This window comes from Sporosarcina sp. P12(2017) (assembly GCF_002743035.1).
GTDB lineage: Bacteria > Bacillota > Bacilli > Bacillales_A > Planococcaceae > Sporosarcina > Sporosarcina ureae.
This window is the reverse complement of the sequence record NZ_PDYL01000007.1, coordinates 173,548-180,381: the sequence shown is the minus strand read 5'-3', so window position 1 is coordinate 180,381 and position 6,834 is coordinate 173,548. Positions and strand designations below refer to the sequence as shown.

Genomic DNA, 6,834 nt, shown 5'->3' with positions numbered 1-6,834 from the left:
AATGAAAGTAATTGTTCAAGCATGTCAAAATGATGGTTGATAGACATAAAAAGAACTCCTTTCAAAAATGATGGTATGTATCTTTACCATCTTTTTGAAAGAAGTACACCTATTTCTTAAGTTGACAGCTATGGCGGTCCGAGCCTCCTCGTTCGCTGCGCTTCCTGCGGTGTCTCGAACTCGCACTGATCCTCCCAGAGTCGCCCCCATCTTCCGCTCCAATCCTACTATTATAGTGGATGGAAGTAATTCAATCACTGGCAGTAAAGTGTAAATTGTTGTTGTTATTAAACTTGCTTAAGTTCAAATAAAAGTTCAACTGCAAAAGCAATCACAAGCGGAACTTCAATGAACCACGAAAAATATCACCCACTCTGATTGCAAGGGATTGGAGCGTAGGAGGGGCGACTCCGGAAGGATCAGCCCGATCAGGTGAGACCACTAAAGGAGCACAGCGACTAGGGGGCTCACCGCGGGCCCTTCGGAACGCGTCCCCTCCGAAGCGCAAATCCCCAACCCAACAACCCGTCAGCCTCTGCCACTCAAAACCTCCTAGTCCATTAGATTCATTTAATTTTCTGAATCTTGAAAATAAGTAAAAATAGGTTATGATGGTAACTATCAGGGAAGACTATGAATATAAAAGGAGTGATGAGCGATGAACCTAGAAAAAACTATTGAGTTTACATGGCAGGACTTTGCACTAGGCCTTGGCGGATCAGGACTATTCGTAGTGGCGCTCCATTTCCTGACACTATGAGAAACCGCATAGCACAACGCACATAAAAACACCTCAACGTCGACGCACATAAATGCGCTTCCAACTGAGGTGTTTTTAACGTTTTAGTGTGATGATCAAATCACTCGCAGTCCTTCCATCAACTCCTTAAACAAGAGTTGGTTTTTCGTTTCTAGCGCATAATCTACCATTCGTTCCCAATTATCTTGCTCCAACTTCTCCACCAAACCGTCCGCTTCACGCATGTACTCTTCCTGTAGATGGCCTTCCAATCCCATCGCTCCTTCGAGTATAGTCGACAAATGTAAATGCAAATCGGAAACTAGCAACAATTGATAAAGTGGGATCCGGATAAATCTGCTGCCTCGCTGAAAGACGAACACTTCTCCTAAGTTCTCAATCTGCAGATTTTTCGTATTCACAACGATTTCTTTACCTTCCTCGGGGATGAATTGAAACACCTCATCGTTTCGCTTAATCGAGAAATATTGATAAGCGAATACAAGGCGTAAGTTGAACTCTTCTTTCCTGGTGAAAAATGGCTTGATTCGCTGTATGACTAGCATATCTTCCCCCTCCTCCTCAGTAATTCGAATTTTCCGATTATTATTAATATATCACATTAAAGAGGATTTTGTGCATGATATGAGTTGGAAACCTTCTAATATACCAAGAGAATTTTTCAGAAAACGGTCATAGTGGCGAATGACGCCGTCTTTCGGGTTATTCATCACGCCCTACAAGGAAGGTTTTGGACACTGGCTGATACTCAATGTTTCCTTCTCGCAATTGTTCCAGTAATTGCTCGCTCGCATCGACATTCGTTTTCTCGTAAGAAAAAATCATTTGATGGTTTGCGTACGAGATGACGACTTGCTCGAACATCATCTCTGCGCGAGCGACGTTATACAAATATGTAACGTTGCCATTTGGATCATGGACGGATTTTTCGGAGTATTGTTCGAGAGATTCGAAGAAACATAGCTCACTTGCGATTACGGGTTTCGGTTTTTGTACACGGTGCCGCAATTGAGGTAAGTGTAAAATCAATTGCACTTTTTCTATCACTTTCGCCTACTTTCTATTTTTTATCACAATCTTCTCATAATATTGTAGAAAAATCTCGGATTTGTCAATTCATCAATTCATATTGTCTAAATGACAATTTAACGAAATACCGGATTCTTTTCTTATACGATGGCGAGAAAAACGGGTGATGAAAATGAGTTTCGGAACACAATTACGAGAATACCGCGATGAGTATTTACAAATTTCACAAAAACAGATGGCAGAGGATCTTGGAGTCGACGGGGCGACGATGTCCAGATATGAATCGAGTGAACGAGTTTTCCCGATCTATTTAGTGCCGCTCATCAAAGAAATCTATAATATTCCGGATGATGTATTGCTTGCGATGATTTTGGACAAACCATTAAAGACGGTACGCCCTTTTTCAAATCAAACACTCGACAGTACCGCCACATACAAAAACGGGTTTCTTGCGCAGTACGGATCACTAATTGAAAACGAACCACTGTTGAAAGAATTTATTTTACGAGCAAATTCATTGAACCACGAGAACCGTCAATTGTTGCTGTCAGGCATGTTGAACCTTATGCAGCTATTCGATAATCAAACAGGTAAATGAAATTAGATGGTTTTTATGTTTCTCAAGTTGTGGTAAAGAACCGATAAAAACGGTATAATAGGAGGAATGCTTAAGTAAGGAGTGGATTCGGTGGCCATCACTATTGAACGAATCGCAAATATGCACGAATCACAAATTGAAGAATTCATGAATCATATTAAACATACATTTCAGCCGTCTGTCGCTGCACAGGCGGAAATTCTACGCAAGGCCGCTTCACTTGTACGTATGAACGCAATTGGTGCGTATCGCTACACGGAAACCGAGCAATCCTTAATGGCCAATATTTCAGGTACAGAGTCGGAATTCGCACGTCTTTCTTTCATGACGATGGAACCGTACTGCACGTGTGCCGACGGAGACTGGTGCGCGCATCAGATCGCGGTCGTCTTTCATTTGTACTCGCAGTTTAATTCATTATCAGATTGGCTCAATACGTGGCGCCAGTCCGGGACTGTGCAGACACAATTGTCGATCAATGAGCGGACGCCAGAAGCTTGGTTGAACGCGTTATCCGTATTAGTGAAGCCGCTTGCCGAGTTGAGCCCGAGTGACGGACCGACCGGTTTCTTGCATTATGCTTCCAAAATTGAACATCAGAAGACGCGGCTTTCTCCTTTTGAATGGGAATGGAAGCCGCTCTTTTCGCTGTACTATCAGCTAACGTTATTGCGAGCGGCATGGCCTTTCCTAAATAGCGAGCTATCGGCGAATGATTCCTATCATTACGGCAAATGGCAACTGACGATTTGGCTCAATGAACAAATGTCCGAAATTAAAGCGAGCATTAAACAACTGAGTTCGAAATCACGTCTATTTGAGACGGATGCATTTCATATGAAGCTGAAAGATTTGATTCATTCATTCGCAATAGACGAAGAAGGTTTATTCTCGAAGCGTTTTGAAGCGTTCCGTCTTGTCTATACTGAGCTTTATTCTGATGAGGCTGAATTGACAGAGGAGATTGAACGCCTGCAAAAGGAAACGGCAGAAGATGCGCCATTGTTCCGTGCGTTTCTCTATTTGACGTCGGGCCGTTTTGACGAGCTTGACGAGGAGTTGAATACGCTAGATGCTACTGCTGTTCCCCAGTGGTTGGCATTTGCGCTTTATGCCAAGGAAGATGAGGATTTTGATATTGTGCAGTCGATTATGCAGCAATTACTCCCTCATTTAGCCGAGCATTATCAGCAGCTTGCAGCGCGTAACCGTTCAGCGTTCGCCGAAGATATCGACGAGTTGCTGTCGCTGTCTGATGTTTCAGAAGCGCAGCGCGATCAACTGTTCCAATCGTATGGACCGGAAGCAAGTCGTGCGTACGGCAAGTTTTTATTCGAACGTAATCGTTACGCCGAATGGGCTGCGCTTATGCATTTAACGCGCGGGTCAGTCGATATGATTGACAGCTCTGCGATGAAAACGGCGCTCGCGGAAGATTCGCAAGCGGTGTTCCCTCTCATGCATGCTGAAGCGTTGAAATTAGTCAAAGAGAAAAATCGAGATAGCTATCGCCGTGCGGTGCGTTTGTGGAAGCAAATGAAGACTGCCGCAAAGCGCGATGGCCGCAATGAATTTTGGAACCGTTATGTCCATACAGTCCGCCAGCAATTTCCACGTCTGCGTGCACTGATGGAAGAGATGGAGAAAGGAAATCTACTTCTATGACCGATTCGAACATCTTACAACTTTCATTAGAGCTAACGTTACAAGAAGGACAAGACGGCCTCTTCATCGTGTCCGCGAATGTCGCAGGTGAAACGCGCAAGATCGATGCCGATATGTTGGTGTCGTATTTATTTTATTCGGATGAGCCTACGATGTACGGCATGTTGGTGGAGCAGCGGGATAATTGGCTCGATGTATCAATCGATATGTTGCTTCGCTTATTCTCGGCTGGTAGTCATCCGTATGTGCAATACTCCGGTGCGACGTCTGACGATCAACAAGTGCTGACTGACATTCGTGAAGCCGCGACGTTGTGGAAAGATCCTGCGCTATTTTCATACGTTGAAGCGAATGAGTCTGGACTGTCGTTCAATCTCGATAAAACGCATTTATCCGAGCAGGCTGGACGCTATATCTCGCTTGCGATGCGTGGTCAGTTGGCGACGCTTGGTGTCTCGATGGCAGATTTCCCTGCTTTGTTGCCACACTTCAAGCAGTATGGTTGGCCGAATACCGAAACGTCTAAGTTACCGTTCCGCGTAGCCCTTCGTTTGACGGAGCCCGATGTTGATGAGACGGATTGGTTGCTTGAGACGATTCTGATTAGTGATCGCGGTGCGCAGTGGTCGCCAGCTGCCGGTAAAATAGCGGGTTCGATTGAAAATGCTTTGCCGGCAAAACGTAAGCCATATGCAGAGGATATCGAAGAGCGTCAAGCTGAGATGGTGGGGATTTTCCGTTCCGTTGAATGGTATGAACCGCGACAATTCATGCATGTGCCGTTACATGATGCGCAAGTGCGGATTTTCATTCAGGAAGATCTGCCGCTTTGTCAGGCGTTTGATTATCCGGTTATACTGCCGGCTTGGTTAAAGACCGTGACCGAGACGAAGTTGAAGATTCGAACTTCTGCAGGTATGCAATCGTATCGTTCGTCAGCGAGTCTCGATCAAGTGCTGTCATTTGATTGGCAGTTTTCGCTCGCTGGGGAACAGATCGACAGGAATCAATTCCAGAAGATGGTCGATGAGAACCGCGAGTATATCCGCGCGGGCGATGAATGGTTCCATTTGGATCCGGCATGGCTCAAACGCATTCGTGAGTTGATGGAGCAAGTCGACGACGGCGAATGGACAGTGAAAGATTTGCTGTTCAATGAAGTGCCCGAAGAGATTGCGCCTGTCTATGACGAAGAGGAAGATGACGACCCGTTAGTAGCGTTTTCGATGCAGCAGTCTTTGCGCAAAGTGATGAATATGCTGCATGACAAGAAAGGGTTGCCGCCTGTTCCAGTACCGAAGACGTTGCACGCTGAGTTGCGTCCCTATCAGCAAGAAGGTTTCGAGTGGCTTCATTTCATGCGTGACAATAAATTCGGCGCGGTGCTCGCGGATGATATGGGGCTCGGTAAAACCGTACAGCTCATCACGTATTTGCTGTATGTGCATAATTTACCGGAAACCGACTCCCCTTCGTTGATCATATGCCCGACAAGTGTCATGGGTAACTGGCAAAAGGAACTCGAACGTTTCGCACCTTCATTGACGGTACACGTACATTACGGGACGAATCGTGCGCGCGAGGAACAATTTGCCGATATGATGAGCAAGCGTCAGGCGCATATTATTTTGACGACGTATGGGACCGCTACGCAAGACGGTGAAATGCTGTCGATGTATGAGTTTGCGAATGTAACCATTGATGAAGCGCAAAACATTAAGAACTTACAGACGAAGCAGTCACGGGCGATCCGGAAGTTACGCGGTGAGCATCATATCGCATTGACGGGTACGCCAATTGAGAACCGTTTATCGGAGTTATGGGCTATTTTTGATTTCATTCATAAAGGATACCTCGGCAGTTTCCGTAAATTTAGCGAGGAGTTCATCGTGCCGATTGAGCGTGATGATCTCGAAGCGGAGAAACGGAAATTGCGTGCTCGCATTCAACCGTTCATGATGCGCCGGACGAAGAATGATCCGGAGTTGCGTCTGAACTTACCTGAGAAGCTCGAGCAAAATGAATATGTACCGCTGACGCCTGAGCAAGCTGCATTGTATGAGAGTTTTGTTTCGGAGACGAAATTTAAACTCGAGACTTTGACAGGATTTGAGCGTAAAGGCTTGATTTTGAAGATGCTCAGTCGGTTGAAACAATTATGTAACCATCCGGCATTATTCCTGAAAGAACCGCCAGCCCCTGCTGCCGAGTTGACGACGCGTTCCAATAAAATGGCGCGAATCGTTTCGATGGCAGCGGAGATTGCGGCGAACGGTGAGCAATGCTTGATCTTCACGCAGTATATTGGCATGGGGCAGATGATCCGTCAGTGCTTGTCGGAGTTGCACGGGATTGACGTGCCGTTCTTGACGGGCAGTATGCCAAAAGGACAACGTGATGCATTGGTCGAGGCGTTCCAGAACGGGGAATTCCCGATTTTCATCCTGTCGTTGAAAGCTGGGGGCACCGGCTTAAATCTGACGCAGGCGAATCACGTATTGCACGCAGACCGTTGGTGGAATCCGGCTGTGGAGAACCAGGCAACGGATCGTGCGTACCGTATCGGGCAGACCAAATTCGTGCATGTGCATAAATTTGTGACTGTTGGGACGATTGAGGAAAAGATTGACGAGATGCTTGTCGAGAAGGCGGCGTTGTCAGCTGATTTGATTCATTCGAGTCAGTGGTTGACGGAGCTCAATGATCGAGAGCTCGAGGATTTGCTGACGTTTAATTAAGCTATTGATCAGTAGGACCTGTATCGAAAGTGGATGCAGGTCTT

At 46.0% G+C, this 6,834-nt stretch carries 5 protein-coding genes; 3 read left to right on the top strand and 2 right to left on the bottom strand.

The annotated features are described in order from the left end of the window. Positions 1-855: 855 nt before the first annotated feature. The gene (locus tag CSV80_RS07760) at positions 856-1,305 is read right to left on the bottom strand and encodes a hypothetical protein (RefSeq protein ID WP_029055269.1); all 450 of its coding nucleotides are present in this window, start codon (positions 1,303-1,305) and stop codon (positions 856-858) included. A gap of 157 nt (positions 1,306-1,462) precedes the next feature. Continuing rightward, positions 1,463-1,807 carry a hypothetical protein gene (locus tag CSV80_RS07755; RefSeq protein WP_099670346.1) on the bottom strand — a complete coding sequence of 115 codons (345 nt, stop codon included), beginning with the start codon at positions 1,805-1,807 and terminating at the stop codon, positions 1,463-1,465. Positions 1,808-1,961: 154 nt separating this feature from the next. Between CSV80_RS07755 and CSV80_RS07750 the strand changes: the two genes are divergently transcribed. The 3 genes from CSV80_RS07750 (at position 1,962) to CSV80_RS07740 (ending at position 6,790) form a co-directional block, all read left to right on the top strand. After that, positions 1,962-2,387: a helix-turn-helix domain-containing protein gene (locus tag CSV80_RS07750; protein ID WP_099670345.1), complete on the top strand. Its 426-nt coding sequence runs from the start codon at positions 1,962-1,964 to the stop codon at positions 2,385-2,387. Between the two features lie 90 nt (positions 2,388-2,477). Then, positions 2,478-4,052 carry a hypothetical protein gene (locus CSV80_RS07745; protein ID WP_099670344.1) on the top strand — a complete coding sequence of 525 codons (1,575 nt, stop codon included), beginning with the start codon at positions 2,478-2,480 and terminating at the stop codon, positions 4,050-4,052. Beyond that, complete coding sequence (locus tag CSV80_RS07740; protein WP_099670343.1) at positions 4,049-6,790, top strand: DEAD/DEAH box helicase; 2,742 nt, start codon at positions 4,049-4,051, stop codon at positions 6,788-6,790. Before CSV80_RS07745 ends, CSV80_RS07740 begins: the two co-directional genes overlap by 4 nt. Positions 6,791-6,834: the final 44 nt, after the last annotated feature.